The sequence below is a fragment of the Citrobacter sp. CF971 genome (assembly GCF_006385635.1).
GTDB classification, from domain to species: domain Bacteria; phylum Pseudomonadota; class Gammaproteobacteria; order Enterobacterales; family Enterobacteriaceae; genus Citrobacter; species Citrobacter freundii.
This window is the reverse complement of record NZ_CP041051.1, coordinates 4,257,962-4,284,352: the sequence shown is the minus strand read 5'-3', so window position 1 is coordinate 4,284,352 and position 26,391 is coordinate 4,257,962. Positions and strand designations below refer to the sequence as shown.

19 protein-coding genes are annotated in these 26,391 nt (G+C 53.1%); 6 read left to right on the top strand and 13 right to left on the bottom strand.

Features of this window, described 5'->3' with window-relative positions:
- The first annotated feature begins 219 nt into the window (after positions 1-219).
- The 3 genes from uxaC to E6P06_RS24165 all read left to right on the top strand — a co-directional run bounded on the left by uxaC (position 220) and on the right by E6P06_RS24165 (position 3,897).
- Complete coding sequence (uxaC, locus tag E6P06_RS24175; protein WP_003024811.1) at positions 220-1,632, top strand: glucuronate isomerase; 1,413 nt, start codon at positions 220-222, stop codon at positions 1,630-1,632.
- A 15-nt stretch (positions 1,633-1,647) separates the two neighbouring features.
- Positions 1,648-3,135 (top strand): UxaA family hydrolase, encoded by a 1,488-nt coding sequence (locus tag E6P06_RS24170; protein WP_139935801.1) that lies wholly within the window; start codon positions 1,648-1,650, stop codon positions 3,133-3,135.
- A gap of 207 nt (positions 3,136-3,342) precedes the next feature.
- Positions 3,343-3,897: a YgjV family protein gene (locus E6P06_RS24165; protein WP_003024807.1), complete on the top strand. Its 555-nt coding sequence runs from the start codon at positions 3,343-3,345 to the stop codon at positions 3,895-3,897.
- Between the two features lie 16 nt (positions 3,898-3,913).
- Here the strand turns inward: E6P06_RS24165 and sstT are convergent, their stop codons facing one another.
- From sstT to E6P06_RS24145, 4 genes are all read right to left on the bottom strand, one after another.
- The gene (sstT, locus tag E6P06_RS24160) at positions 3,914-5,158 is read right to left on the bottom strand and encodes a serine/threonine transporter SstT (protein ID WP_049001660.1); all 1,245 of its coding nucleotides are present in this window, start codon (positions 5,156-5,158) and stop codon (positions 3,914-3,916) included.
- A 242-nt stretch (positions 5,159-5,400) separates the two neighbouring features.
- Positions 5,401-6,369 carry a TerC family protein gene (locus tag E6P06_RS24155; RefSeq protein WP_003828551.1) on the bottom strand — a complete coding sequence of 323 codons (969 nt, stop codon included), beginning with the start codon at positions 6,367-6,369 and terminating at the stop codon, positions 5,401-5,403.
- Between the two features lie 270 nt (positions 6,370-6,639).
- Positions 6,640-7,638 (bottom strand): Gfo/Idh/MocA family protein, encoded by a 999-nt coding sequence (locus E6P06_RS24150; RefSeq protein ID WP_049001658.1) that lies wholly within the window; start codon positions 7,636-7,638, stop codon positions 6,640-6,642.
- 72 nt (positions 7,639-7,710) lie between these two features.
- The gene (locus E6P06_RS24145; RefSeq protein ID WP_044700945.1) at positions 7,711-8,211 is read right to left on the bottom strand and encodes a M48 family metallopeptidase; all 501 of its coding nucleotides are present in this window, start codon (positions 8,209-8,211) and stop codon (positions 7,711-7,713) included.
- Positions 8,212-8,295: 84 nt separating this feature from the next.
- On the opposite strand from E6P06_RS24145, the gene rlmG reads away from it, so the two are divergent.
- Complete coding sequence (rlmG, locus tag E6P06_RS24140) at positions 8,296-9,432, top strand: 23S rRNA (guanine(1835)-N(2))-methyltransferase RlmG (protein ID WP_003024789.1); 1,137 nt, start codon at positions 8,296-8,298, stop codon at positions 9,430-9,432.
- A 118-nt stretch (positions 9,433-9,550) separates the two neighbouring features.
- Here rlmG and E6P06_RS24135 read toward each other — a convergent pair whose 3' ends face one another.
- From E6P06_RS24135 to ebgR, 7 genes are all read right to left on the bottom strand, one after another.
- Positions 9,551-11,569: an NADPH-dependent 2,4-dienoyl-CoA reductase gene (locus tag E6P06_RS24135; RefSeq protein ID WP_139935800.1), complete on the bottom strand. Its 2,019-nt coding sequence runs from the start codon at positions 11,567-11,569 to the stop codon at positions 9,551-9,553.
- Between the two features lie 228 nt (positions 11,570-11,797).
- Positions 11,798-14,149, bottom strand: a complete 2,352-nt coding sequence (ygjK, locus tag E6P06_RS24130; protein WP_044713668.1) for an alpha-glucosidase — start codon at positions 14,147-14,149, stop codon at positions 11,798-11,800.
- A 15-nt stretch (positions 14,150-14,164) separates the two neighbouring features.
- A complete protein-coding gene (gene ygjJ / locus E6P06_RS24125; protein WP_048232835.1) occupies positions 14,165-15,226 on the bottom strand; it encodes a protein YgjJ in 1,062 nt (353 codons plus the stop codon).
- A 207-nt stretch (positions 15,227-15,433) separates the two neighbouring features.
- Positions 15,434-16,867 carry an amino acid permease gene (locus tag E6P06_RS24120; RefSeq protein ID WP_003846220.1) on the bottom strand — a complete coding sequence of 478 codons (1,434 nt, stop codon included), beginning with the start codon at positions 16,865-16,867 and terminating at the stop codon, positions 15,434-15,436.
- A gap of 66 nt (positions 16,868-16,933) precedes the next feature.
- On the bottom strand, positions 16,934-17,383 hold the full coding sequence (locus E6P06_RS24115; RefSeq protein WP_003024776.1) for a beta-galactosidase subunit beta: 450 nt from the start codon (positions 17,381-17,383) through the stop codon (positions 16,934-16,936).
- Complete coding sequence (gene ebgA, locus E6P06_RS24110; RefSeq protein WP_139935799.1) at positions 17,380-20,472, bottom strand: beta-galactosidase subunit alpha; 3,093 nt, start codon at positions 20,470-20,472, stop codon at positions 17,380-17,382. Before ebgA ends, E6P06_RS24115 begins: the two co-directional genes overlap by 4 nt.
- Positions 20,473-20,679: 207 nt before the next feature.
- On the bottom strand, positions 20,680-21,663 hold the full coding sequence (ebgR, locus tag E6P06_RS24105; protein WP_003024771.1) for a transcriptional regulator EbgR: 984 nt from the start codon (positions 21,661-21,663) through the stop codon (positions 20,680-20,682).
- A 208-nt stretch (positions 21,664-21,871) separates the two neighbouring features.
- On the opposite strand from ebgR, the gene E6P06_RS24100 reads away from it, so the two are divergent.
- A complete protein-coding gene (locus tag E6P06_RS24100) occupies positions 21,872-22,204 on the top strand; it encodes a tRNA-binding protein (protein WP_003024768.1) in 333 nt (110 codons plus the stop codon).
- A 73-nt stretch (positions 22,205-22,277) separates the two neighbouring features.
- Here the strand turns inward: E6P06_RS24100 and ygjG are convergent, their stop codons facing one another.
- Positions 22,278-23,657 carry a putrescine aminotransferase gene (ygjG, locus tag E6P06_RS24095; RefSeq protein WP_168199055.1) on the bottom strand — a complete coding sequence of 460 codons (1,380 nt, stop codon included), beginning with the start codon at positions 23,655-23,657 and terminating at the stop codon, positions 22,278-22,280.
- Between the two features lie 430 nt (positions 23,658-24,087).
- On the opposite strand from ygjG, the gene E6P06_RS24090 reads away from it, so the two are divergent.
- Positions 24,088-25,608 carry a PAS domain-containing methyl-accepting chemotaxis protein gene (locus E6P06_RS24090; RefSeq protein WP_003841468.1) on the top strand — a complete coding sequence of 507 codons (1,521 nt, stop codon included), beginning with the start codon at positions 24,088-24,090 and terminating at the stop codon, positions 25,606-25,608.
- Positions 25,609-25,661: 53 nt separating this feature from the next.
- On the opposite strand, the gene E6P06_RS24085 is transcribed toward E6P06_RS24090, so the two are convergent.
- The gene (locus E6P06_RS24085) at positions 25,662-26,339 is read right to left on the bottom strand and encodes a PadR family transcriptional regulator (protein WP_161958345.1); all 678 of its coding nucleotides are present in this window, start codon (positions 26,337-26,339) and stop codon (positions 25,662-25,664) included.
- Between the last annotated feature and the right edge of the window lie 52 nt (positions 26,340-26,391).

The window sequence follows — 26,391 nt, the reverse complement described above, 5'->3', positions numbered from 1 at the left end:
ATCACAAAAGTGTGAATCTTCGTGTGGTCATTATTTCGATTCAGCAAAGCCAGAACTGGCGCGGCTTGACGCGTAATTTACCTCTTTGAGAGTAATTTTTTTGTCACCATTTGTTGATCTAACTCACGAAAATATCTTCAGCGTATAGAAATTGGTGTGATAACTTTGTCAACATCAAAACATAAGCAATCTGACGCACTCGTTGAGAGGAAGACGATAATGACCCCGTTTATGACTGAAGATTTCCTGCTGGACACCGAATTTGCCCGCCGTCTGTACCATGATTATGCCAAAGACCAGCCGATCTTCGATTACCACTGCCATTTACCACCGCAACAAATCGCTGAAAACTACCGTTTTAATAACCTGTATGACATCTGGCTGAAGGGTGATCACTACAAATGGCGTGCGATGCGTACCAATGGCGTCGCTGAGCGCTTGTGTACCGGCGATGCGTCCGATCGCGAGAAGTTTGACGCATGGGCCGCCACGGTTCCGCACACCATCGGTAACCCGCTGTACCACTGGACCCACCTCGAATTACGTCGTCCGTTTGGTATTACAGGTAAGCTGCTGTCTCCGGCAACGGCTGACGAAATCTGGAACCAGTGCAACGAGCTGCTGGCGCAGGATAAATTCTCTGCGCGCGGAATCATGCAGCAGATGAATGTGAAAATGGTCGGCACTACCGATGATCCGATCGACTCTCTGGAGCACCATGCGGCCGTTGCTAAAGACGGAAGCTTTGATGTGAAAGTGCTGCCGAGCTGGCGTCCGGATAAAGCCTTTAACATTGAGCTGGCGACCTTTAATGACTACATGGCGAAGCTCGGTGAAGTGTCTGACACGGATATCCGCCGCTTCAGCGACCTGCAAGCTGCACTGACCAAACGTCTTGATCACTTCGCAGCTCACGGCTGTAAAGTCTCTGACCACGCGCTGGACGTGGTGCTGTTTGCCGAATCTAACGAATCTGAGCTGGATAGCATTCTGGCGCGTCGCCTGGCGGGTGAAACCCTGAGTGAACATGAAGTGGCGCAGTTCAAAACCGCCGTTCTGGTGTTCCTCGGCGCTGAATACGCCCGTCGCGAATGGGTACAGCAGTACCACATCGGCGCGCTGCGTAATAACAACCTGCGTCAGTTCAAACTGCTCGGCGCGGACGTCGGCTTCGACTCCATCAACGACCGTCCGATGGCGGAAGAGCTGTCCAAACTGCTGAGCAAGCAGAATGAACAAAACCTGCTGCCGAAAACCATTCTGTACTGTCTGAACCCGCGCGATAACGAAGTGCTTGGGACTATGATCGGTAACTTCCAGGGCGAAGGTATGCCGGGCAAAATGCAGTTCGGTTCCGGCTGGTGGTTCAACGATCAGAAAGACGGGATGGAACGTCAGATGACGCAGCTGGCCCAGCTCGGTTTGCTGAGCCGTTTCGTCGGTATGCTGACCGATAGCCGTAGCTTCCTGTCATACACGCGCCATGAATACTTCCGTCGCATTCTGTGTCAGATGATTGGCCGTTGGGTTGCTGCAGGTGAAGCACCGGCAGATATCCAGCTGCTGGGTGAAATGGTCAGAAATATTTGCTTCAACAATGCGCGCGATTATTTCGCCATTGAACTGAACTAAGGCCTGGGTGAAGGTATGCAATACATCAAGATCCATGCGCTGGATAACGTCGCGGTTGCGCTTGCTGATTTGGCTGAAGGAAACGAAGTCACCGTTGATGGGCAGGCGGTAATCCTGCTTCAGGCGGTCTCTCGTGGCCATAAATTCGCTTTATGCGATATTGCGAAAGGCGAAAACGTCATTAAATACGGTTTGCCAATTGGCCATACGCTGGTGGATGTTGCGGCGGGTGAGCATATTCATGCTCACAACACGCGTACCAATCTGAGCGACCTGGATACGTATCGCTACCAACCTGATTTTCAGGCGGAAGTTGCACAACCGGCGGATCGCGATGTGCAGATTTATCGACGCGCGAACGGTGACGTTGGGGTGCGCAACGAACTGTGGATCCTGCCAACGGTAGGCTGCGTTAACGCCATGGCGCGCCAGATGCAGAACCGTTTTCTGAAAGAGACTAACGACGCCGAAGGAATCGACGGCGTGCATCTCTTCAGCCACACCTACGGCTGTTCACAGCTCGGCGACGACCACATTAATACCCGCACCATGCTGCAAAACATGGTGCGTCACCCGAATGCGGGTGCGGTGCTGGTGGTTGGTCTGGGCTGTGAAAACAATCAGGTGGATGCCTTCCGCGAAACCTTAGGCGAGTACGATCCTGAGCGCGTTCACTTCATGGTCTGCCAGCATCAGGAAGACGAAGTGGAAGCGGGGATTGAACATCTTCACCAGCTGTACAACGTGATGCGTCACGATAAGCGTGAACCGGGTAAGCTGGGCGAGCTGAAGTTTGGTCTGGAATGCGGCGGCTCTGACGGCCTCTCCGGTATTACCGCCAACCCGATGCTGGGCCGTTTCTCCGACTACGTGATTGCTAACGGCGGAACTACAGTGCTGACCGAAGTGCCGGAAATGTTCGGCGCCGAGCAGCTGCTGATGGACCACTGCCGCGATGAAGAAACGTTCGGCAAGCTGGTCACCATGGTTAATGACTTCAAGCAGTACTTCATTGCCCACGACCAACCGATCTACGAGAACCCATCGCCGGGCAACAAAGCGGGCGGTATCACCACGCTGGAAGATAAATCGCTGGGCTGTACGCAAAAAGCAGGCTCCAGTCAGGTGGTGGACGTACTGCGCTACGGCGAACGTCTGAAGACGCATGGCCTGAACCTGCTGAGCGCACCGGGCAACGATGCCGTCGCCACCAGTGCCCTGGCGGGCGCGGGCTGTCATATGGTGCTGTTCAGTACAGGTCGCGGTACGCCGTACGGTGGTTTTGTACCGACGGTGAAAATTGCCACCAACAGCGAGCTGGCAGCGAAGAAAAAGCACTGGATCGATTTTGACGCTGGACAGTTGATCCACGGTAAAGCGATGCCTCAACTGCTGAGCGAGTTTGTCGATACGATCGTTGAGTTCGCCAACGGTAAGCAAACCTGCAACGAGCGCAACGATTTCCGGGAACTGGCTATCTTTAAAAGCGGCGTAACGTTGTAATTACCCTTCATCTTTTGCACCACAGCTGTGTTGGCTGCGTTCGCCCACCCCGGTCACTTACTCATGTAAGCTCTCGGGGATGTGCGAACTTGCCACCTTGCTGTAGCACAAAATCTTTTGGGTAAGTTTGTTTATGGTGGAATCTAAAAACGGCGTTTCATAATATGGAGCGCCGTTTGTTTTTGCATTACCTGACAAGGATCATTCATGACCGCGTATTGGCTGGCCCAGGGCGTAGGTGTCATCGCCTTTCTGATCGGCATTACCACCTTTTTCAATCGCGATGAGCGCCGCTTCCGGCTGCAACTTGCTGTCTATAGCGCCACCATTGGCGTGCATTTTTTTCTGATGGGCGCCTGGCCCGCGGGAATGAGCGCAGAACTCAACACCATCCGCACACTTGTCTCAATGCATACCCGCAAACTGTGGGTAATGACCGTTTTTATTATCCTCACCCTGGTTCTCGGTCTGGCGAAATTACAGCATGCGATGGAGCTGTTACCGATAATTGGCACGCTGGCCAGCACCTGGGCGCTGTTTCGCTGCAAAGGGTTAACCGTGCGTTGCGTAATGTGGTGCGCAACCGCCTGTTGGGTTATCCATAATTTCTGGCTGGGATCGATTGGCGGGACGATGATCGAAGGGAGTTTTCTGGTGATGAATGGCCTGAACATTATTCGCTTCCGGCGGATGCAAAAACGCGGAATTGATCCGTTCAAAATTGAAAAAAGCGTACAAGAAAAGAGCCCCTCCGCCCGATGACGGAGGGGCGCAGGGATTAGCCGCGCAGGGCGTTGTTTGCCAGACGCTCGTCTTCAGCCTGGCAGGCGGCCGCGGTAAACAAGACATCTGTAGAAGAGTTCAGCGCCGTTTCACAGGAATCCTGCAATACGCCGATGATAAAGCCGACGGCAACTACCTGCATGGCGATATCATTCGGGATACCGAACATATTACACGCCAGTGGGATCAGCAGCAGAGATCCACCCGCCACGCCAGATGCGCCACAGGCGCAAAGCGAAGCCACCACGCTCAGTAACAGCGCCGTCGGTAAATCGACCGGAATACCCAGCGTATTCACCGCCGCCAGCGTCAGCACGGTAATGGTGATCGCCGCACCCGCCATATTGATGGTGGCGCCCAGCGGGATAGATACCGAGTAGGTATCACGATCCAGATTCAGCTTCTCACATAGCGCCATATTCACCGGAATGTTGGCGGCGGAGCTGCGGGTAAAGAAAGCGTACACGCCGCTTTCGCGCAGACAGGCCAGCACCAGCGGATACGGGTTACGGCGAATTTTCCAGAAGACCAGCAGTGGGTTGACCACAAACGCCACCAGCAGCATACAGCCTACCAGTACGGTCAGCAGTTGGGCGTAGCCCCAAAGCGTTGCAAAGCCGGTGGTTGCCAGCGTGGATGAGACCAGACCAAAGATACCGATTGGCGCGAAACGAATCACCAGCTTTACCATAAAGGTGACGGCGTTGGACATATCATTGACCAGATTTTTGGTCGTTTCATTACCGTGGCGCAGTGCAAAGCCCAGACCGACGGCCCAGACCAGAATACCAATATAGTTAGCGTTAAGCAGGGCATCAACTGGGTTAGAAACCATGCTCATCAGCAGGCTACGCATTACTTCAACGATGCCGGACGGTGGCACAATATCGCTGGCGCTGCTGGAAAGATGCAGTGTTGATGGGAAAGCAAAGCTGAAGACAACGGCGGCTAATGCCGCTGAAAATGTTCCGAGCAGGTAAAGGAACAGAATGGGGCGGATATTGGTTTTTTGCCCGTGCTGGTGGTTGGCGATAGAGGCCATTACCAGCATCAGAACCAGAATTGGTGCGACAGCTTTTAATGCGCCGACGAACAGCGTACCCAGTAAACCAACGGCTTCTGCCGCAGGTTTTGACACCAGTGCCAGTAAAATCCCCAGTACCAAACCGATCAAAATTTGTTTAACCAGGCTCCCTTGCGCCAAACGCGAGAGTAGCCCCGATGAACGTTGCGTAGTCATGTCGTGATCCTTTCATTGTGTTGTTGCCTTACCTTTGTGCGTTCTGTTGACGCATCTTTCAGGATGGGGCAAATGTTTGCATGGCTGAGTATAAGGAAAGAACGGGGTTCTGGAAGCGAAATATACTGGATTCCGCGCTGAGATCATATTTTATAACTTTGGGTTAACATTATTTTGACATGATAGACAAAAAGCCCGACGCACGCAGTGTGCTGTCGGGCTTTTCAGCTAGCATATGAAACTTACTGTATTTGCTGCTTTTTATCGTGCTGGTGGTTGACCCATGCGTTAACAATTAGCGTCACAAACAGAATGCCAAATACCACGCCTAACGAGATAGCGATCGGAATATGGTAGAAATCGACGATCAGCATCTTAATACCGATAAACACCAGAATGACCGACAAGCCGTACTTCAGCATGGAGAAACGCTCTGCCACGCCCGCCAGCAGGAAGTACATCGCACGCAGCCCCAAAATAGCAAACAGGTTCGAGGTCAACACGATGAACGGGTCGGTGGTAACGGCAAAGATAGCCGGAATACTGTCGACGGCGAAAATCACGTCGCTCAGCTCAACCAGAATCAACACCAACATCAGCGGCGTGACAAACAGCAGACCGTTTTTACGCACGAAGAATTTTTCATCTTCGATGGTATCGGTCATGCGTAAATGGCCGCGCAGCCAGCGTACTAACGGTCTGTCGCCGATACCGGAGGCATCTTCTTTCGCCAGCGCCATCTTCACGCCGGTAAACAGCAGGAACGCGCCGAACACGTACAGCAGCCACTCAAACTGGGTGATAAGCCAGCTGCCGGCGAAGATCATGATCGTACGCAGAACAATTGCTCCCAGCACGCCATACACCAATACCCGGCGCTGCAACGCAGGCGGCACTGAGAAGTAGCTGAAGAGCATCAACCAGACAAAGACGTTATCTACTGCCAGCGATTTTTCGATCAGATAGCCGGTCAGGAACGCCAGTGCCTGTGGGTCGGCAACGGCGCGGCCCTGGGTTTCCGCCAGGTACCACCAGAAGGCGGCGTTAAACAGTAGCGACAGCGTTACCCAGACGATTGACCAGGCCGCAGCCTGTTTCATCGACATCGTATGTGCGCCACGACGACCCTGCAACAGCAGGTCGATGGCCAGCATAATTACCACTACGACAGCGAAGCCACCCCATAACAACGGTGTGCCGACAGTATTCATTGTATTTCCCCATGCATAAAAAAACGGCCAACGCCGAATGACGTTAGCCGCTGCTTTTTATGCATAGACCTTGCCATTCGGCAAGGTCTCACTTACAACAACAAAGGAATACGATGGCGTATTCCTTTGTTATCGCCCGGTGACCGGATGTGGTTTTTCACACATCGTAATGACGATCAACCGACAACGAAGTTACTCCCCTTTGCGGGTTACAAAATATTACAGGCCATGCATTCAGTCAATGGCCTGCAACATTCCATTTACACACTTTTACGCAGTCAGCGAGGTTACCGTCTCGTCTGCCGGGAAAACCACGCCGGTCTGGCGGCGAATCTCCGTTTGCAGTTTAGCGGTGATACGGCTGACGGCCAGTGCCGGGTGATCCACTTCGCCGGATTCAACCAAATGGGCAAAAGCCTCTGCCTCATACAGCATAGTATTGATGTGTTGAGGCGTCGTCAGATCCTGCGTTTTTCCCCCGCGCGGAACAAAGCACACTTTTTGGCATTCGGAAATATGCTCGATGACCAGCGATCCCGACTCGCCCTGAATTTCACTGGCTAATACTGAATCGCTTACTTTTGAGTGCTGGAGCGTAACGCTGAAATCACCGTAATTCAGCACCACCACACCGTGGGCATCCACGCCGCTTTCCAGCAGGCTGGCGCTGGCCTGAACGCTCTGTGGTTCGCCCCATAGCGCAATCGCCGAGGCCAGGCAGTAAAAACCGATATCCATAATCGAGCCATTGGAGAACGCCGGATTAAACGTGTTCGGATTTTCACCATCCAGATAGCGCTGGTAACGCGAGGAGTACTGGCAGTAATTGATAAATGCTTTCCTGATTTTTCCAACTTTTGGGAGCGATTGCTGTAACAGCAGGAAGTTAGGCAGGCTGGCGGTTTTAAACGCTTCAAACAGCACGACCTGGTTTTCACGCGCGCAGGCGATAGCGGCTTCGGCTTGCGCCAGGTTGGAGGCCAGTGGCTTTTCGCAAATAACATGCTTTTTGTGCCGCAAAAACAGCTCGGTCTGCGGGAAGTGCAGGGAGTTTGGACTGGCGATGTAGACGGCGTCGATCGCCTCGCTTTGCGCCATCGCTTCCAGCGAAGTAAACAGATGCTCGACGGGGTAATCGTTGGCGAAGGTCTGTGCCTGCTCAAGGCTACGAGAATAGACTGCGGTTAACTTATACTTGCCGGTTTCATGGGCGGCATCGACAAACTGGCGGGTGATCCAGTTTGTGCCAATTACTGCGAAACGTATCATAAAGGCCTTCAGGCTGCGAAAAGGGATTCTTTCGTCAATTTAGCATGCCCTGAAGACAAAGCCAGTGCGCGACTACGCAGTTTGCTTTAACGATTGTTGCGTTAACCACAGGCGGGTATCGAACTCCAGTTGGTGATACTGAGGCTCCATATGACAGCACAGCTGGTAAAACGCTTTGTCGTGCTCTTTTTCTTTCAGATGCGCCAGTTCATGAACGACAATCATACGCAAAAAGGGTTCGGGGGCATTGCGAAAAACGGTCGCCACGCGGATCTCCGCTTTAGCTTTGAGCTTTCCGCCCTGCACGCGAGAAACGGCGGTATGCAGCCCCAACGCATTCTTCAGAACGTGGATCTTGCTGTCATACATGACTTTATTCAGCGGCGGGGCGTTACGCAGAAACTGATTTTTCAGATCCTGAGTATATTGCCAGAGCGCTTTGTCGGTCGCGAAGTCATGCGTACCCGGATAGCGCTTCTCCAGCACTGCGCCCAGGCGTTGCTCAGCAATCAGCGTTCTCACCTGAGAAAGTAAATTCTCCGGATATCCTTGCAGATAGGTCAACTGACTCATTAGTGCCCCATATAAAGTATAAAAAGTGTATACTCACGCACCCTTTTCAGGGATACGCCGAAATTTTACCATTCAGGAGGGCCGATGAGCCACATAGACAACGGTTTCCGTTCGCTGTCACTTAAACGTTTCCCGGAAACGGATGACGTTAACCCGCTGCTGGCGTGGGAAGCTGCAGATGAATATCTGCTGCAACAGTTGGACGATACCGAAATTAGCGGCCCGGTGCTGATCCTGAATGATACCTTCGGCGCGCTGGGCTGTGCGCTGGCGGAACATACGCCGTACAGCATTGGCGACTCCTATCTCAGCGAGCTTGCCACACGTGAGAACCTGCGTCACAACGATATTGCCGAGTCGAGCGTCAAGTTCCTCGACAGTACCGCTGACTATCCGCAGGCGCCGGGCGTGGTGCTGATTAAGCTGCCAAAAACCATGGCGCTGCTGGAGCAGCAACTGCGCGCCCTGCGTGAAGTGGTCACGCCGCAGACGCGTATCATCGCCGGTGCAAAAGCGCGTGATATCCACACCTCTACGCTGGAGCTGTTTGAGAAAGTGCTGGGACCAACCACCACCACGCTGGCATGGAAAAAGGCGCGCCTGATCAACGGCACCTTTACCAAACCGGCGCTGGCCGATACCGCCCAGACCCTGAGCTGGAAGCTGGAAGGCACCGACTGGACCATCCACAACCACGCCAACGTTTTCTCCCGTACCGGGCTGGACATCGGCGCACGTTTCTTTATGGAACATCTGCCGGAAAACCTGGAAGGCGAGATTGTCGATCTCGGCTGCGGTAACGGCGTGCTGGGCATGACGCTGCTGGCGAAGAACCCAGAAGCCAGCGTGGTGTTTGTTGATGAATCACCGATGGCGGTCGCTTCCAGCCGTCTGAACGTGGAAACCAACCTGCCGGACGCGCTGGATCGCAGCGAATTTATGATTAATAACGCGCTCTCCGGCGTAGAACCGTTCCGCTTCAACGCGGTGTTCTGCAACCCTCCGTTCCACCAGAAGCATGCGCTGACCGATAATATCGCCTGGGAGATGTTCCACCACGCCCGCCGCTGCCTGAAAATCAACGGTGAGCTGTACATTGTGGCTAACCGTCACCTCGACTACTTCCACAAGTTGAAGAAGATTTTCGGCAACTGCGTAACCATCGCCACCAATAATAAATTCGTGGTGCTAAAAGCGGTCAAAACCGGTCGCCGTCGTTAAGACCTTGTGCCGGATAGCGGCTAACGCCTTATCCGGCCGCCTCGTAGGCCTGATAAGCGTAGCGCCATCAGGCAAAGATGTGCGCAGTTGTCTTATCCGACCTACGGGATACAACGTGTTAAATCTCCAGCGCTAAGCGGGTCCCCTGCGCAATAGCGCGTCGGGCATCCAGTTCCATCGCCACATCGCAGCCGCCGATCAGATGCACCGTTTTACCTGCCGCGTGCAGCGGATCGACCAGTTCACGGCGTGGCTCTTGTCCGGCGCAAATCACCACGTTATCCACGTTAAAGATCACCGGTTCGCCGTTCAACACGACGTGTAACCCATCATCATCAATCTTCTGGTAGCTGACTGCCGGGATCATTTTCACGCCGCGTGAGAGCAGGGTGGCGCGATGGATCCAGCCTGTCGTTTTACCTAAACCTTGCCCCGGTTTGCTGGCTTTGCGCTGCAACATCACTATCTGGCGCGGGCTGCGGGATAAGTGCGGACCTTCCGGGCGTAAGCCGCCAGGCTGTTGCAGGCTGGTGTCGATCCCCCATTCCACGCAGAACTCCGCAATGTTCTGGCTGGTGGCTTCACCGGGTTGACTCAGATACATGGCTGTATCAAAACCAATCCCGCCGCAGCCAACGATCGCTACGCGTTTGCCCACTGGCGTTTTATCGCGCAGGACGTCGAGATAGCTCAGCACTTTTGGATGTTCGATCCCCTCGATCTGCGGCATACGTGGCTCGATCCCGCTGGCAAGGATCACTTCGTCGAAAGTGTGCAGATCGTGTGCGCTGACAAAGTGATTCAGCTTCAGGGTCACGCCAGTCACGTCGATCATCCGGCGGTAGTAGCGCAGGGTTTCATAGAATTCTTCTTTGCCGGGGATCTGTTTGGCGATATTAAACTGCCCGCCAATCTCGCCATGTGCGTCAAACAGCGTGACGTGATGCCCGCGTGCGGCGGCATTAATGGCGAAGGCGAGGCCCGCAGGACCCGCACCGACAACCGCCAGATTCTTTGGTACAGCTGCCGCAACGATCGGCATTTTGGTTTCATGGCAGGCGCGCGGATTGACCAGGCAAGAGGTGACTTTGCCGACAAAGATCTGATCCAGACAGGCCTGGTTACAGCCGATACAGGTGTTGATCTCATCCGCTCGTCCGGTTTGCGCTTTTGACAGCAGTTCGGCATCGGCGAGGAACGGACGGGCCATCGACACCATATCGGCATCGCCACGGGCCAGAATGTCATCGGCGACCTGGGGATCGTTAATGCGGTTGGTGGTGACCAGTGGGATTGTCACATGCCCTTTCAGCTTACGCGTCACCCAACTAAACGCGCCGCGCGGTACCGGGGTAGCGATAGTGGGAATACGCGCCTCATGCCAGCCAATACCGGTGTTAATGATGGTGGCCCCGGCGGCTTCTATCGCCTGCGCCAGCTGGACGGTTTCGTCGAAGGTTCCGCCGTTTTCTACCAGATCGAGCATCGACAGGCGGAAGATAATTATAAAGTCATTACCGGCACGCTGACGTACCGCTCTCACCACCTCAACGGCAAAACGCATCCGGTTGGCATACTCACCGCCCCATTGGTCATCGCGCTGGTTGGTACGCAGAGTCAGGAATTCGTTGATGAGATACCCTTCCGACCCCATCACTTCTACGCCATCGTAGCCCGCTTCCCGCGCCAGTTGGGCGCAATGGGCAAAATCTTCAATCAACTGCAGCACTTCATCGTGCGTCAGCTCATGTGGCGTAAAGCGGTTAATGGGGGCCTGAATAGCAGATGGGGCTACCAGATGCGGCTGGTAGCTGTAACGCCCGGTGTGCAGGATTTGCAGGGCGATTTTGCCGCCTTCGTCATGCACGGCATCGGTAATGACACGATGGTGTGCAAGCTGGCTGCTGTCGTTGAGCATCGCGCCGCCTTCCATCCCCACGCCGGAAAGCGCAGGCGCAATGCCTCCGCTCACAATTAACGCTACGCCGTGACGAGCGCGCTCGGCGTAGAACGCGGCCAGCCGTTCTGCACCGTCGGGATACTCCTCCAGCCCGGTATGCATTGAACCCATCAGCACGCGGTTTTTAAGCGTGGTGAAGCCTAAATCGAGCGGGGCGAACAGCGACGGATAGCTCATAAAGGTGTCCAGTATGTAAAATTATTGTTATGTGGTCGGATGAGTTCTAATTTAGCCGTCGCCGCGTAAAAGGGAAAAGGGGAATGCCGTGATTGTGATGGGATTCAAAAAAGGAGTGGAGCCAGAGAATGAATTTGCCGGATATCGGTGCAAGCACCTAATCCGGCCTGTGAAAATGTGTCTTTGTAGGCCGGATAAGCGAAGCACCATCCGGCGGTATGTCACAGATTACTGTTTTTTAAGAAAATCGTTATACAGCATATAGAGATGTGCCGCGCTCCAGGAGAAGTTCGGCGCGCCCTGTTGTGCGCCAGTCAACGGGTTATAGTTCTCCTGAATCGGACCGTCTGCGGTGAGGCCTTTGGCGTGGCTGAAGAAGGTATCCGCCAGTTTTAACGCTTCATCGCGATAGCCATAACGCTCCATCCCTTTTAGCCCAAACCAGAACTGATCCACCCAGACGCGCCCGCGCCAGTAGATGTCCGCGCCGAAGGCGGGGTTGGTTAGCGCTGCAGTACCAAGCGGGACAAAGGTGTTGAACTCTTTGGGATCGAGCATCACCTTAACCACCGCATCCGCATGGGGCTGCGTTGCCGCCCCGTTAAACAGCGGCGACCAGCCTTCCGGCCCTTTGCCACGTTCGACGATTGGTTTACCCGCACAGCCGTTGGTCAACGGGGTATCTTCGATCCTCACGTCATAGAAGAATCGGGTGTCTGGGTCGAACATGCAGGTATTGATGTAATCCGCCAGTTTTTGCGCCAGCTGGCGGTAGCGCTGCGCTTCTTTGTGTTTACCGAGCAGGGTCGCCATCTCCGCCAGATAATGGTTGTCGCTGTACATATAGCTGGCCTGATCGACCGATTCCTGCAGCAGCGAGTAACCCAGCAACTTACCGTCGTTACTGCGGTTTTCGGCAAATTTCACCACCCAGTCGCTGCGTTTCCCACCGTTAGCGACGTATTTATCCAGTTGCTCTTTGTCGATAAAACCAAAGACTGCCGCATCGTCACGCCCGGATTCCCAGGAAGCAGCAACCTGTGCTGGGATCTCGAGGCTGTCATACTGGCCTTTACTGGTGATGTTGGCGTAGTTTTTCAGTCCGGAAAGGGTTTCTTCCTTGTCGCCATTTTTCACCGTAAACAGCATTTCACCGCTGTCGGTATTGTGGGCTTTATCGCGGGTCGCGCCGTATTCCGGTACGCCGTTGCCGTTATGATCGCGGTTTCGCAGCCACCAGTCGTGATATGCAACCAGCTTTGGATACATCTCTTCGAGCCAGGCCTTATCCTTGGTGACGTTGTAGACTTCCATTACCGACCAGGCAGCCAGGCTTGGCTTGGTGTTACGCTCGTTCCAGTTGCCGCCGTCGCCGCCGCGCTCGGGGCTAAGGTTCCAGGCAATCAGGTCGGGAATGAATCCGGCGTCCTGCGGGCGAACGGGATCGCCGGGTTTAATCTGCCATGAAAAGACGGCGCGAATGTTCTCTTTGGCGATCTCCGGGTTAAAGTGCGCCATGGCGAAGGCCTGCTTCCAGGTATCCCACGGCCAGGTCTGGTTGCCGGAGAACCAACGGCCGGTAACCGACGGCGTCACGGTATTGTGTTTTACCGCGCCACCCGGCGAGCGCCAGTTACCGTTCAGCGTTTCGATCGCCTTCACCGCCACTCGGGTTTGTTCTGGCGTGGCGTCCGGGTTGTTTAAGCCTTTCTTGAGATAGTCGTCCCAGCGCTGCTGCGAGGCGAGCATGTAAGAAGAAGGACGCGCCAGAATATCGCGGATCTGCGGCTGCTCTTTTGCCACATCTTCGGCGGTAAGCAGATGAGACCAGGTGGTGTAAATCGTCGTCGAACCGTTGATATGGGTCTTCCCCGTGAAGCGATGACCATTAACCGTGGTTTTCATGGCGACAGATTTATGCACCTGATACTCCGACTCGCCGGAGGTGAGCAGATCCCAGGTTGAACGCACCTTGCCGAAGGTGACTTTCAGGCCGTCGTGCGTGGCGGTGATTTTGCGCTGATAGCCAGGGAACTCGCCATCAATGGTTTTATCCGACAGGGCTTTTCCCTCTTTTGCCTCCAGTTTTTCCAGCAGTTCGCCGTCCCACACCAGATCCAGCGGCGAGTTGCTGGTGATTTTGGTTTCCAGCAGCGAAGTGCGCGGACTGGCGAAGCGTAGCGTCATCTCTACCTGTACATCTTTTGATGACAATTTCTGTACCAGCGCCCCGGGAATGCTGTAAGCCTCGAGGGCAAAATCGACCTTTTTACCGTGCTGATACACCGTCAGCCGGTCAAAATTATTGGCCATAAAGTTGATGTACTCTTCGGTCAGCAGTGCGACGCCAGGAAAGCCGCCCATTGTTGCGGGGCCATCTGGCAACAGATGCCCGTGCCATGATCCGAGGTCGAAAAATGGATTAAAACGCTGGTGGTCGTCGTGATCGTAGTCATGCATGTAGTCCGGCGCACCGGTGCGATTAATGATGTTTTTGAAGTCATTAACGCTGGCGGCATGTGCAGAGACGTTCATCAGCAGGAGGCAGGCCAGCGGCGTAAGAAGAGGTTTGATATTCATGGGTTCCGGTCCTTGTTACCAATAGAAATATTGCATCAGGAAGATTTGGTCGCTCGGGTCACCAGATGCATTCTGCATATAGAACCGGCTGTCGAAGGCGGTAGCGAAACGTCCGCCGCCGTATTCATACCAGATACCGAACTGCATAAAGGACGTGGTTTCTTCCTCGGCGCGATCTGGTCGGTGTTTGGCGTAGCTATATGCGGTGGAGAGGTAAACGCCTTTTAGCGCTTCATACATCGCGCTGACCATATAGCCGGTCTCGGTGCCGGATACATCCAGCCCGTCGGCGCGACCCGTGTGGTGCCACGCGCGGGCGGCGAAGTTGGGCGAGAGGATGCCGGTCAGGAACAGCTGTCCGGTACCGTCCGTTATCTCCAGACCGTTCATCCAGGTTACGCCTTCAGTCAGGTCGTACTGGATGTAACCGTTCATCATGGCCGGATAGGTATATTTATCGTCGTAGCGATCGTATTTACCAAAGTGCAACCAGGCTTTGCTTTCATCGTGATGTCCGGCGGGTGTAGCGGTCACGCTATAGCGCAAAGGGCCGGTTAGATTTTGCACCTTAATGGCGGTCATGATGTCTCGGGTATTCGGAATAACGTAGCCCAGGTCTGGCGTGAAATCCCCCCACCACTGCAGGTCATCCAGCGAGGAGTCCTGGCGCAGGCTGAGCATCACCTCTGTTCCTGCATCGGTACGGTAACCACCGTAAAAGCGGTTGATCCCGCCTTCGAATCCGCCCCAGCTATGGTCAGGAACCCAGGCATTGCCTTGATGGTCGGCCTGCACGGTCCAGCCCTCGCCGTAGATCAGACCAAACCATGAACCGTGTTTTATCTCCAGGCCACCTTCAATGTAAGTACCGTCGCTGTATTTATGCTTATCTTTTCCTTCTAAATCCATATATCCACCCATGCCTAATTCGCCATAAAAACGAAAAGAGGGGGAGGTTATGGCAGGTGTTTTCGTATCGTCGTGTTCAGCAGGGCGAACTTCTTCTGCACCCACAGAAGAGACGCAGAAAAAGGGCAGGGCAATAATTGCCCTGCAATAATGGCTAATGTTATTCATGCTTCGATCCTAAGCAAATAAAATATAATTTTTATTGTTATATACCCTTCATACTTCAAGCTGCATGTGCGTTAGCTACGTTCGTTCACCCCAGTCACATAGTTATCTATGCTCCTGGGAATTCACTCACTTGCCGCCTTCATGCAACTCGAATTATTTTGGTTATAGCCTTGGAGAATATTGTTTATTGTTATTATGTTTTAGTCATTAATTGATATTTGAAGCGGGAGCAGCCTCAATAGCTTTTTCTTCTTTAGTTAGCCCTTTGATGTATTTACTGTATTTCCACCAGGCAAAACCGAGGAAAATAACAATCCCACCGACGTTATAGAAAATAATGGTTATGATATTCCCGCCGCTCGGGAAGGTAGAGGCAATAAATCCGATGGTGAACAGGACGATCAGCATTGATACCACAATAATGCCGGTTTTTTGCGAACCCATACGGAAGTCGCGCGGTAAGTGGTCCAGTTTTGCGCGCAGATTCAGGTAGGCCAGCATAATAAACAGCGGCGGCAGCATCGATGCGGCGGCGGTCATGTTGATGATGGTGTTCATTAAGTCTTGCACGGTATTGGAACCGAGCGTTGGGATAATCATCAGCGGGATAACGATCAGAAACTGGATCCACGCTGCGCGGGCCGGTACGCCGTTTTCATTCAGTTCGACGGTTTTTTTACCGAAAATACCCGCCGGAATTTCAGAGAAGAAGATCTTCACCGGCGTTGCGGTCCACATCAGCAGAGAGCCGAACATCGCGGTAAAGGAGACCAGGCCGACAAAGCGGTTAACGATCAGTTCCGGCAGGCCAAAGTATGCCGCCAGACCGTGGAATACCTGCACCGATCCACCGGTAAACTTCAGCTCTTTGCTGCTGACGAAGACGTTGATCAGCACCGAGGAGATGGAATAAAGCACGCCGATAAAAATCCCGGCAATGATAATGACCTTCACGAACGATTTTGACCCGCCCTTGACGTCGTTGACATATACCGCCACGGACTCCGCGCCGCCTGCCGCCATGAATATCCAGGTGGTAATACCGAGGAACGCCCAGTTAAAATTCGGGATCATTGCATCAACGGTGATGGGGTCAGCAGGCTGCACGCCGCCCACCAACGCAGTACCCGCCAGTAAAATGTAGGACAGCGTCAGCAGCAGCATTAACGTGGAGGTGACGGAGGTAATCGGCCCCAGCATTTTTGCGCCGTTGGTCGAAACCCAGGTCGAGAAGGCAAACAGCACCATACTTAACACGGTTGTGGCGAACGGCGTCAGAATGTATTCGTAGCCTAAAAATGCGTACGAGGCATAGGCGATAACGCGCGGGAGTAACGAGGTAAAAAAGAACAGGTTAACGAACCAGTAGGTGTAGGCGGTAATAAAGGCCCAGCGCCCGCCCAGCGAGCTTTTCACCCATGCGTAGACACCGGCTTCGGAGTTTTTATTCAGCGAAACAAATTCGGCGATGATTAAGCAGAATGGAATAAAGTAGAAAATTGTCGCGAGGAAAAACATCGGTGCGGATGCCAGACCAAGCTCAATATTATTGTTGATAACGTTATTAAAACTATAAACCGCGGCAAAGGTGAGTGAAAGTAAGCCGAACTTGCCGATGGTATTACGTTTGGTATCAGACATAGCACATCTCCGATTCCTGATTATTATAGGGTACTGGCGGCGCAACGTCGGCGCCGCCTGTGTTTTTTATTTATTATGAAAATAACCATCTTCGATGGTGACTTTGAGTACGACTTTCTTCACTACGCTATTACAGATAAAACGATAGGCTTCATGGTTGTCACAAATAACCATTTGTCCTTCGTGCACTTCTACGGTTTTTCCGCAGCCTTTCAAATATTCGCGGTCGGTTTCATCGCGATAATATTCAACCACCTGGAGATCCTCTTTGGCGGCATACTCTATTTTTTGCTGTCCTTGCAGGTAGTAGTGGATCTCAAAATAACGACGATGGCCGGTAAACAGCGCATCGGTTGCAGAGTCCGTCTCTACACGGTAGCTCAGAGAATCACCGATAGAGTGAGCGACGCCTGGCTGAATATTGTCAATATTTTCAATGGCCTCGACGCAGCGTTGCCATTTTCGACCCGAAGCATAGCGTTGCTGGAACTGCTCTAAGTTGTCGATGATCCTCATTTTGTATTCTCGCTGTGCATATTCGTGGAAAAGAACCCGGTGCCAAAGGCACGGTTGGCGGTGGTTTGAGCGCCAGACTCACTGCCGGAAACCGGCAACAACGTGAAGCCGTAGCTGAATGACGTAAACCAGACGCGCCAGGAATCAAGTACCTCGCTTCCCCACGAGTTAGAACCTAAGCCCAGTAGCTGATGGTCCAGATTGAGGGTGATGTCATCGCTGTGCTGCAGCTCATTACAGTGCTGTGCGGCAAAGATATTTTCTGGCGTATAGCGCCAGGCGCTCAGATTGACAGGGCGCTGCGGAATCACTAGCAGACCGTTACCGTGACGATTGGTTAGCGTTGCCCAACGTACGTCCTGACGATTGCCGTTGTTTTGCGGGAACGGATAATTCTCGAACATCTCATCCACGCTGCTGCGCCAAATGTCGATGATGTTGGCCTGCTGACTATCGGCATAGTTTTCACCAGGACCACGTCCGTACCAGGCCACCTGTCCCAAATCACCGCTGATGCCCATCGTGAAGCCGATGCAAGGAATAATATCCCGGTACTCGCCGTAAGGCTGGCCGGAAAGCTCCACATTCAACTGACCGTCTGCGGCAATCCGCCAGCGATAGGTGCAGCGCATACCGAAATCAAATACCGGCGGGGCGATAATCGTCTGGCTGGTTATCAGCAGCGCATCTTCGGTTTGCTCAAAGGTAAAGTCGCGCAGATGCTCCTGCATTATCTGTATATGATTTGGCTGCCAGAGGCCTTCGAACTCTTGCTTGTGGTTATCTATGGTTGGTTTGAAGAAATTAATCTTCGGCTCGCGGGTAATCAGCTCTTCACCATTGACGTTCCAGCTAATGGGTTTACCGGTCAGCTTTGAGAACGTCAGATGGAAGTTATAACCGCGAACGGTGCAGCTCTGGCGGTTCTCTTCCAGCGTCAAAGGGGTGGCGTTTTGCAGACTGAACGGTACGGCAGTCACCGTTCTGGCCTTCAGCGGGAACTGATAAGTCGCGATGTGATGCCCGGCTTCGCTGTATAACGTGCGGGAATCTTTCGTCACGGTGACGTTGAGGAACGTCTCGCGCGCATCCAGCTCCGGCAACGTGCATTGCAGCAGCGTATCGCTGTTGGGAGGAACGTCGCGCAGTTTTATCTGCTGAGCAGAGAGCGTATCTCCTTCGGCGCGAACCTCAATATGCAAGGTGTAGTCGTCAAGCGTGGTAAACCACAGTTTGTTTTCTACCCGCAGCTCGCCGCGAGCCAGATCCTGCGCGCGCACTTTCACTGGTGCAATTACCTGCTTGTACTCTTGCAGACCCGGGCCTGGGGTTTGATCGGAATAAATCAGGCCATCAAGGCAGAAGTTGTAGTTGTTCGGGTAGTCGCCGTAGTCACCGCCATAGTTGTACCAGACGTTACCGTCTTCATCTTTGGCCTGAATCCCGTGATCGCACCACTCCCAGACATAGTGTCCCTGAATGCAATCATGCTGATAGAAGACGTTCTGATATTCCGTTAGCCCGCCGGGGCCGTTGCCCATTGCGTGAGCATATTCGCAGATGATGCGCGGTTTAGGATGTGGGTATTCACCAAACTCATTCATCAACGGTACGCGGGTGTACATGGTGGAAATGATATCCACCACTTCGGCGTCACGATCTTCTTCGTAGTGGATCAGACGCGTGTCATCCAGCGCTTTTGCCGCGTGGTACATGGCGCGAATATTACAGCCGTAGCCGGATTCATTGCCGAGCGACCAGATGACGATCGACGGGTGGTTTTTCTGCGCGTGGACGTGGCGTACGATGCGCTCAACGTAGACATTTTCCCACAGCGGATCGTCGGTGATCCGGCTGATATCGCCGATATTAGCGAAGCCGTGAGATTCAACGTCGGTTTCGGCCATGACGAACAAACCGTAGATATCGCACAATTCATAGAAACGTGGATCGTTCGGGTAATGGGCGGTGCGTACGGAGTTGATGTTGTGCTGCTTCATTAACAGCAGATCTTTTTCCACGCGATCCATACCGACCGCGCGACCCTTGAGATGATCGTTATCATGACGGTTGACGCCATGCAGCATGACATAGCGGTTATTGATGTAAAACAGACCGTTGCGAACGTTGATATCGCGGAATCCGACGCGCTGCGGCACAACCTCAAGGATGTTGCCGCTGGCATCTCTCAGGGTCATTACCAGATGATAGAGATACGGCGATTCCGCCGACCACTGCTGTGGTGCGCTGACCTTGAAATTGAACGCGGTGCGGGTGAGTTTATCCACCGTCAGAGCGTTAATCACACCGCTATGCAGCGTCTGCTCACCGTCAAACAAAGTGTATTCGAGCGATGCCATCGTTGGTGTGGAGGCGATGTTTTCCAGCACGATGTCGCAGGAGAGGGTGGCATCGCGATAGTCATCATCGAAATCGGTACGAACGGTAAAATCCTGGATATGAGTCGCCTGTTTGCCGACCAGATAGACGTCGCGGAAAATTCCCGCCGACCACCACATATCCTGGTCTTCAATGTAGGTGGAATCAGCCCATTGCATGACGCGAACGCACAGCAGGTTGTCACCTGTTTTCACCACCGCGCTGATATCAAACTCGGCCGTCAGGCGACTGCCTTTGCTGAAGCCAACGTACTGACCATTCACGTAAACTTCGAAGTAGGTTTCTACGCCATCAAATTTAATCAGCGTCTGTTTACCCTGCCAGCCTTCGCTGAGAGAGAAAATACGCTGGTAGGCTCCGGTGGGGTTATTGGTCGGTACGTAGGGGACATCAATCGGGAAAGGAAAACCTTCGTCGGTATACTGCAGCTTGCCGTGCCCTTCCATCTGCCACATACCGGGTACGGTGATGTTGCCCCAGTCGCTCATAAACTGCGACGTAAAGGCTTCCGGCACCTGCAGCGGATGCTCAAAGAACTGGAAATTCCACTGACCGCTCAGCAACTGAAAGAGGCTGCTGGTTTCGCGGGCAAACGAGCGAGCCTGCACAACGGAGTCGTAAGAGAAAAAATATGCGCGTGGCGCCAGTCGATTTTCGTGGGTGAGCTGAATGTTTTCCCAGCGATTCATAAGGCCTCCCGGTGGAGAAAAATCGGAACCATTCATTTTAATGGTGAGTAAGTGTAATTGATGGTGATTTTAGTAAAAGTTTTACTAAAATATAGCGAGTGAGGTGATTTACTTTAACTGGATCACGAAAATAATTCGGGCGCAGAAAAAAATGCATGACAATGCGCGCCCGGCTTCAGCAGAAACCGGACGGATTAACGGGGGATTTTAGCGGGTGGTGCCGCGCAGTTTCAGCTTGCTGGGAACAAAAACCAGCAGGGGAAGTGCACGTCCGTCGCGGGCTTTCTCAAACAGCAGGTTGACGCCCTGACTGCCCATCATTTCTGAATGGATGCGTACGGTGGAAAGCGGAGGAAAGGTGAAGCGCGCCGTCGGGATATCATTAACGCTAATCAGCGAAATATCCTGCGGAATGTTCAGTCCACGCTCGTGAATGGCGCGCAGAACGCCAATAGCAATCGAGTCAGAAGCCACAAACAGGGCGCTGGGATAGTCGGCTTTCGCCAGCATTTTTTTGGCCAGTTCATAGCCTGATGAACTGGAGAAGCCGCCGCGATAAATATCCTGTTCTGAAACGACCTGTTGCAGGCGACCGTATTCGACAAACGCGGCTTCGCGGATATCAGCCTTGCCAGGCTGATCTTCGCCGCCGATGAAGCCAATGCGGGTCACGCCCTGGGCGATGAAGTAGTCGATGCTCTCTTTACTGATGCGGGCCAGATCGATATCGACAGCGTCATATTCACTGCCGGGTTCATGAAAATCGATAAAGCAGATGTTGTCGGTAAGCGCTGTTGCCGCCTCGCGCAGCGCAGGAGAAGGCTTGCCGACAATAAGAATGCCGGTAATGTTTTTGCTCTCCGGCAACCCACTGTGCTCATAGCAGTTGGTCAGTTCAATCCCCAGCTTCTCGCACTGGGTTTCAATCCCATGGCGGATCGCGAGATAGTAAGGATCGTTGATTTCCAAATCCTGCTGATAGCTGTAGAGCGCCAGAATATGCTGGGGGCCGAGTGCGCTGGTCTGGTTCTTACGGGCGCTGCTGGTTTTGTACTCCAGCTTTTCCGCGATCTCCAGAATGCGATGCTTGGTCTCTTCTTTTACATTCAGCGTGGGGTCATCGTTTAAAACCCGGGACACTGTCGCCAGGGACACGCCAGCTTCGATTGCGATGTCTTTAAGTGTTGCCATGTTTGCCTTTTCCCTGAGTTACCTGCGCATTGTAAATGAAGTGCTTATCTATTCATCTGTTTTCAGTAAAAAAAGCACGTTTAATTGACATGCTCGGGGTAAAACTGGGCTTGCAGAGTGTGATGGATACGTCATTTCCCCGCTTTTGAGAACAATGCCCGGAAAATAATTTGCTAGTATTTAGTAAAATTTTACCAAGGAGAAAACAATGGATACTGTCGCATTTGCTGATTTTGCCCGCATGGAAATACGTGTTGGAAAAATCGCACAGGTTAAGCGCCATGACAATGCCGATAAGCTGTATATCGTACAGGTTGATGTGGGAGAACGTACGCTGCAAACCGTGACCAGCCTGGTGCCTTATTACAGCGAAGAGGAGCTGATGGGGAAAACGGTGGTGGTGCTGTGTAATCTGCAAAAGGCCAAAATGCGCGGTGAAACATCAGAATGTATGCTGCTGTGCGCTGAGACGGACGATGGCAGCGAAAGCGTGCTGTTAACGCCAGAACGGGTGATGCCTGCAGGCGTGCGGATTGTTTAAATGGTGCTGATGCCGGATGGCGGCTACGCCTTATCCGGCCTACGTTTACTCACGCAGGCCGGACAGACATCTGTTACATCTGCTCCACGCTCACCCGTAATGCTGCCAGGGCTTTGCGTGTTGATCGCAACACCAGATCGCATTGCTCGATCGTTAACGTTAGCGGCGGTTCGATGCGGATCGTCTTGGCATTGTTCAACGTCCCGGCGACCAGCACCCGCTGGCGGAACATCTCACTGGCAAAGTTATAGCCGATTTCATTATCGACAAACTCAATCGCCATCAGCATGCCTTTGCCGCGTACATCATGTACCAGGTCCGGGTATTCCCGCGCAAGCTGACGGAAACCATCCAGCAACATGTCGCCTTTCTGCTCCGCCTGAGCCGGTAAATTTTGCTCCAGCAGGACGTTAATGGTGGCCAGCGCAGCCGCACAAGCGAGCGGGTTGCCACCAAACGTGGTGGTATGCAGGAAAGGATTGTCGAACAGGACGGAGAACACCTCTTCGGTGGCAATGGTTGCGCCAATGGGCATCACGCCGCCGCCTAACGCTTTGGCAAGACACATAATGTCGGGCTGCACATTTTCGTGCTCACAGGCGAACATCTTGCCGGTACGCCCCATCCCGGTCTGCACTTCGTCAAGGATCATCAGTGCGCCGAACTCATCGCAAAGTTTACGAACAGCGGTTAAATAGCCTTGTGGCGGCAGGATCACCCCCCCTTCACCCTGGATGGGTTCGAGGATCACGGCTGCGACATCGTCACCGGTCTTTTTACACTCGCTGAGCATGGTGCGCATCGCGTTAACATCGCCAAACGGCACATGATGGAAGCCCGGCAGCAGCGGCATAAAGGGTTTGCGGAAGGTAGATTTAGCTGTGGCGGACAGCGCGCCAAGTGATTTACCGTGGAATGCGCCGCTGGTGGCAATAAACGTAAATTTACCGCGCGGTGATTGATACGCTTTCGCCAGCTTCAGGGCGGCTTCAACCGACTCGGTCCCGCTGTTACAGAAAAAACTGTATTTCAGTTTACCGGGCGCCAGTGCGGCGAGAGTTTTTGCCAGCATGGCCCGCAGAGGGTCAAGTAACTCCTGGCTGTGCAGAGGTTGTTTCGCGAGTTGATTCTGTACGGCGGAAACCACGACTGGATTACGGTGCCCCACGTTGAAAATTCCAAAACCACCCAGGCAATCGACGAACTCCTGCCCCTGGGTGTCGACAAGCGTATTCAGGCTTCCCGCTTGCCACTCTACGGCTCCGTAATCCCCGCCTGCAGTTACAGATTTTCGATACTCTAAGAACCCCGGATTGACATGCTCCTTGAAGTACTCAATCACCTCTCGGTTTAACGATTTCATTTCCTCATGATCAAGCGTGCGCTTTTCGATGAGATTCAGTGCGTGTGCGCTGCAGGCCAGGGCCGATGCGCTGGAAGGTAACCTGTTCAAAATATGCTCCCGGAGCTCGCGTATCACATGATACTGATTTAAGTATTGCAGGGATTGCGCCATTCCGGCGCGCTTAGCAAAAATCGGGATAAACACCAGGAAACATCTTATTTGCGCAACATTTAATGCCATTATTTAACATTCGCTGGCATTTTGTCCAACTCAGGAGCCTGAAAACAGATCGAATAAACGCAAATTTGCTCTAAAAATGGGCAATATTTGCACTGTGACGGTGCGCTGGTAGAAGTGATATTGAATAGTTACTTGATGAAAGTATTTTAAATCAATGGATTAGAATGCGTACAGTTTTTGAGGTTTAATCGCAAATTGCGATCTAAATCAAATTTAACAACTAAAGATAAAAAAATTATCGCCGAAATAACATAAGCCGAAAGAGTTAACAACCAGATAACCTGCACAGGACGCAATCATGTCTTCTCATCCCTACGTTAGTCAGCAAAATACACCGCTGGATGATGATATCACCCTCATGTCGACCACCGATTTGCAAAGCTATATCACCCATGCGAACGACACCTTCGTTCAGGTCAGCGGCTATCAACTGAATGAGTTGCTCGAAAAGCCGCACAATCTGGTTCGTCATCCGGACATGCCAAAAGCGGCGTTTGCGGATATGTGGTACACCCTGAAGCAGGGCGAGCCATGGAGCGGGATTGTGAAAAACCGGCGTAAGAATGGCGATCACTACTGGGTGAGGGCCAATGCGGTGCCGATGGTGCGGGAAGGACGCGTGACCGGGTATATGTCGATTCGTACCCGGGCAACTGACGAGGAAATTGCAGCGGTAGAGCCTTTATATAAAGCGCTGAACGAAGGACGTTGCAACCGGCGTATCCATAAGGGGTTGGTGGTACGCAAAGGCTGGCTGGGTAAACTGCCGGCGATGCCGATTCGCTGGCGGGTACGCAGCGTGATGGCATTCATGTTTGTCCTGCTAGCGGTCGCATTGCAGCAAATGGGTGCTGAATGGCCGTTACTGTTGATGAGTGCATTGGTGATGCTTTTAGGAACGGCTATTTTCGAATGGCAGATTGTGCGTCCTATTGAGAATGTCACCCGTCAGGCGCTGAAAGTGGCGACCGGTGAGCGGAACAGCGTGTCGCATCTTAACCGCAGCGATGAACTGGGACTGATGCTGCGAGCAGTGGGCCAACTGGGATTAATGTGTCGCTGGCTTATTCATGATGTCTCCAGCCAGGTGAGTTGCGTGCGCAGCGACAGCGAAACGCTGGCAAAAGGTAGCGATGATTTAAATAAGCATACGCAGCAGACCGTTGAGAACGTGCAGGAAACGGTGACCACCATGAATCAGATGGCGGCATCGGTAAAACAAAACTCAGAGACCGCCGCGGCGGCTGATAAGCTCTCTATTGCCGCCAGCAGCGCGGCAACGCACGGCGGTGAGGCGATGGATACCGTCATCAAAACCATGGACGATATCGCCAACAGCACCCAGCGGATCGGCACCATTACCACGCTGATTAACGATATTGCCTTCCAGACCAACATTCTGGCTTTGAACGCCGCTGTTGAAGCCGCGCGGGCGGGCGAGCAGGGGAAAGGGTTCGCCGTGGTGGCGGGAGAAGTGCGTCATCTTGCCAGCCGCAGCGCCAGTGCGGCCAATGATATCCGCAAGCTGATTGATGCCAGCGCCGACAAAGTGCAGTCCGGATCCGACCAGGTTCACGCCGCAGGACGCACGATGGACGATATTGTGGCGCAGGTGCAAAACGTCACTCAGCTGATCGCCCAAATCAGCCACTCAACGCTGGAACAGTCAGATGGTCTTTCCAGCCTGACCCGCGCGGTGAATGAGCTGAGCAACATTACGCAGAAAAACGCCGAACTGGTTGAAGAGAGTGCGCAGATTTCCGCAATGGTGAAGCATCGCGCGGGTCGTCTGGAAGATGCGGTCACGGTGCTGCATTAATACTAATAATACAGGCGGAACGTCGGGCAAACGGGTTCCGCCTGCTGTGCAGATTAATCCAGCTGAGTAATATCCAGTGCAGCGCGATCGATAATACCGATGATTTTTTTGATCTGCGCATCGCTGGTATCACCATGATTAACGCGTAGATCCAACACGGCTTTGAAGTTTTCCAGCGCGCGTTTCATCTGTGGATTTTTGCGTAATTCAAAACCCACGCAGCGGGCTTTGATCCGTTCGTGGATATGTTCCAGATGCTCACGGTTTTCATCCAGCCATTGCTGGCCCTGAGTCGTGATCGCAATCTGTTTACGCCCACCTTCCTCGTCGCTGACGGTGATCAGTGCCTGATCCTGCAAGAAATCCAACGTCGGATAGATAACGCCCGGGCTCGGGGTATAGTTACCCTGAGTCAGGGTTTCAATCGCTTTTATCAGCTCATAGCCGTGGCTGGCGTCGCGGGTCAAGATATCCAGAATGACCAGGCGTAATTCTCCGTGACCGAAGAAGCGTTGGCGACGACCACCGCCGCCGCGACCGTGGCGGTGCCCGCAGCCGTGCTCGTGGTGGTGATCTTTGTTACAGCCTTCATGGCGATGTTCTTCACCTTTGCAGCAACCTGCATGGTGCTCGTTGTGGCGGCCTTCGTGGTGATGTCCTTCACCCTTGCAGCAGCCTTCGCGTTGGTGCTCTGTATTTTTGCAGCAACCTTCATGATGGTTTTGCATCATCGTCTCCTGATGTTATTTAGATATATCTAATTTATATCTAAAGATTGTCATT

Coding starts and splice junctions, on each gene's coding strand:
- uxaC (WP_003024811.1), top strand. CDS start 220: ATGACCCCGTTTATGACTGAAGATTTCCTGCTGGACACCGAATTTGCC.
- E6P06_RS24170 (WP_139935801.1), top strand. CDS start 1,648: ATGCAATACATCAAGATCCATGCGCTGGATAACGTCGCGGTTGCGCTT.
- E6P06_RS24165 (WP_003024807.1), top strand. CDS start 3,343: ATGACCGCGTATTGGCTGGCCCAGGGCGTAGGTGTCATCGCCTTTCTG.
- sstT (WP_049001660.1), bottom strand. CDS start 5,158: ATGACTACGCAACGTTCATCGGGGCTACTCTCGCGTTTGGCGCAAGGG.
- E6P06_RS24155 (WP_003828551.1), bottom strand. CDS start 6,369: ATGAATACTGTCGGCACACCGTTGTTATGGGGTGGCTTCGCTGTCGTA.
- E6P06_RS24150 (WP_049001658.1), bottom strand. CDS start 7,638: ATGATACGTTTCGCAGTAATTGGCACAAACTGGATCACCCGCCAGTTT.
- E6P06_RS24145 (WP_044700945.1), bottom strand. CDS start 8,211: ATGAGTCAGTTGACCTATCTGCAAGGATATCCGGAGAATTTACTTTCT.
- rlmG (WP_003024789.1), top strand. CDS start 8,296: ATGAGCCACATAGACAACGGTTTCCGTTCGCTGTCACTTAAACGTTTC.
- E6P06_RS24135 (WP_139935800.1), bottom strand. CDS start 11,569: ATGAGCTATCCGTCGCTGTTCGCCCCGCTCGATTTAGGCTTCACCACG.
- ygjK (WP_044713668.1), bottom strand. CDS start 14,149: ATGAATATCAAACCTCTTCTTACGCCGCTGGCCTGCCTCCTGCTGATG.
- ygjJ (WP_048232835.1), bottom strand. CDS start 15,226: ATGAATAACATTAGCCATTATTGCAGGGCAATTATTGCCCTGCCCTTT.
- E6P06_RS24120 (WP_003846220.1), bottom strand. CDS start 16,867: ATGTCTGATACCAAACGTAATACCATCGGCAAGTTCGGCTTACTTTCA.
- E6P06_RS24115 (WP_003024776.1), bottom strand. CDS start 17,383: ATGAGGATCATCGACAACTTAGAGCAGTTCCAGCAACGCTATGCTTCG.
- ebgA (WP_139935799.1), bottom strand. CDS start 20,472: ATGAATCGCTGGGAAAACATTCAGCTCACCCACGAAAATCGACTGGCG.
- ebgR (WP_003024771.1), bottom strand. CDS start 21,663: ATGGCAACACTTAAAGACATCGCAATCGAAGCTGGCGTGTCCCTGGCG.
- E6P06_RS24100 (WP_003024768.1), top strand. CDS start 21,872: ATGGATACTGTCGCATTTGCTGATTTTGCCCGCATGGAAATACGTGTT.
- E6P06_RS24090 (WP_003841468.1), top strand. CDS start 24,088: ATGTCTTCTCATCCCTACGTTAGTCAGCAAAATACACCGCTGGATGAT.
- E6P06_RS24085 (WP_161958345.1), bottom strand. CDS start 26,339: ATGATGCAAAACCATCATGAAGGTTGCTGCAAAAATACAGAGCACCAA.